2 rRNA genes (1 of these 2 only partly in view) are annotated in these 1,824 nt (G+C 50.0%); both read left to right on the top strand.

Annotated elements, in window-relative coordinates:
- Positions 1–404: ribosomal RNA gene (locus ACESSZ_RS16280) — 16S ribosomal RNA — on the top strand; the annotation flags it as partial.
- A 214-nt stretch (positions 405–618) separates the two neighbouring features.
- Positions 619–1,824: ribosomal RNA gene (locus ACESSZ_RS16285) — 23S ribosomal RNA — on the top strand; it runs 1,756 nt beyond the window's last position.

Raw genomic sequence — 1,824 nt, forward strand, 5'->3', positions numbered from 1 at the left:
GTTGGGGACTCAGGAGAGACTGCCGGTGACAAACCGGAGGAAGGTGGGGATGACGTCAAATCATCATGCCCCTTATGGCCTGGGCTACACACGTACTACAATGGCGCCTACAAAGAGCAGCGACACCGCGAGGTGGAGCGAATCTCATAAAGGGCGTCTCAGTTCGGATTGAAGTCTGCAACTCGACTTCATGAAGTCGGAATCGCTAGTAATCGCAGATCAGCATGCTGCGGTGAATACGTTCTCGGGCCTTGTACACACCGCCCGTCAAACCATGGGAGTTGGTAATACCCGAAGCCGGTGGCATAACCGCAAGGAGTGAGCCGTCGAAGGTAGGACCGATGACTGGGGTTAAGTCGTAACAAGGTATCCCTACGGGAACGTGGGGATGGATCACCTCCTTTCTAAGGAGAAAGTACAAAGAAGCAGATATTTCCTGTTCGGTTTTGGAAGACCGAAAGAATCTTCCAAGAGAAGTCGATCTTTGAAAACTGAATAACAGAAAAGACATAACAGAAGGTCTATAACGTAAAAGTTGTAAACAAATAGATATTCACGAGTATAAAGTTAAACAAACAGTAATACTCAAGCAAACCGAAAGCAAAAACACGAAGAAGTGATTAAGTAAGTAAGGGCGTACGGTGGATGCCTAGGCACTTGAAACTGAAGAAGGACGCAACAAACGGCGAAACGCGACGGGGAGTGGTACGTACACAAAGATCCGTCGATATCCGAATGGGGAAACCCGTCATCTGTAATAGGATGGCATCCATGGATGAATCCATAGTCCATGAGAGAGGTACCCGGAGAACTGAAACATCTAAGTACCCGGAGGAAAAGAAAACAAAAGTGATTTCCATAGTAGCGGCGAGCGAAAGGGAAGGAGCCCAAACCATCTCTTGAGATGGGGTTGTAGGACCACGATATGGCAAGAGCATTGTTAGGAGAACGGCATTGAAAGGCCGACCGCAGGGGGTGCAAGTCCCGTATCCGAAAACGATGTGAAGCCTAGTGGGATCCTGAGTACGGCGAGACACGAGAAATCTTGTCGGAAGCAGGCGGGACCATCCGTCAAGGCTAAATATAAACAAGTGACCGATAGCGAACCAGTACCGTGAGGGAAAGGTGAAAAGAACCGCGGGAGCGGAGTGAAAGAGAACCTGAAACCGTATGCCTACAAGAAGTCAGAGCCCGTTAAAGGGTGATGGCGTGCCTTTTGTAGAATGAACCGGCGAGTTATGTTATCGTGCGAGGTTAAGCAGGAGATGCGGAGCCGAAGCGAAAGCGAGTCTTAATAGGGCGAGAGTACGATGACATAGACCCGAAACCGTGTGATCTAGCCATGACCAGGTTGAAGTTCAGGTGAAACTGAATGGAGGACCGAACCGACCCCCGTTGAAAAGTTGGCGGATGAGTTGTGGCTAGGGGAGAAATTCCAATCGAACACGGATATAGCTGGTTCTCCCCGAAATAGCTTTAGGGCTAGCGTCGAGGCTTAGTCATGTGGAGGTAGAGCACTGAATGTACGATGGCCCCATCCCGGGGTACTGAGTATAATCAAACTCCGAATGCCATAAGATATGCCCGGCAGTCAGACCGTGGGTGATAAGGTCCATGGTCAAAAGGGAAACAGCCCAGACCGCCAGTTAAGGTCCCAAAATGCATGCTGAGTGGAAAAGGATGTGGGGATGCACAGACAACTAGGAGGTTGGCTCAGAAGCAGCCACCCTTCAAAGAGTGCGTAACAGCTCACTAGTCGAGTGACCCTGCGCCGAAAATGTACCGGGGCTAAGCATGCTACCGAAGCTGCGGATTTGTAGGAAT

Source organism: Eubacterium sp. 3_1_31 (genome assembly GCF_964249515.1).
Lineage (GTDB): Bacteria > Bacillota_I > Bacilli_A > Erysipelotrichales > Erysipelotrichaceae > Longicatena > Longicatena caecimuris.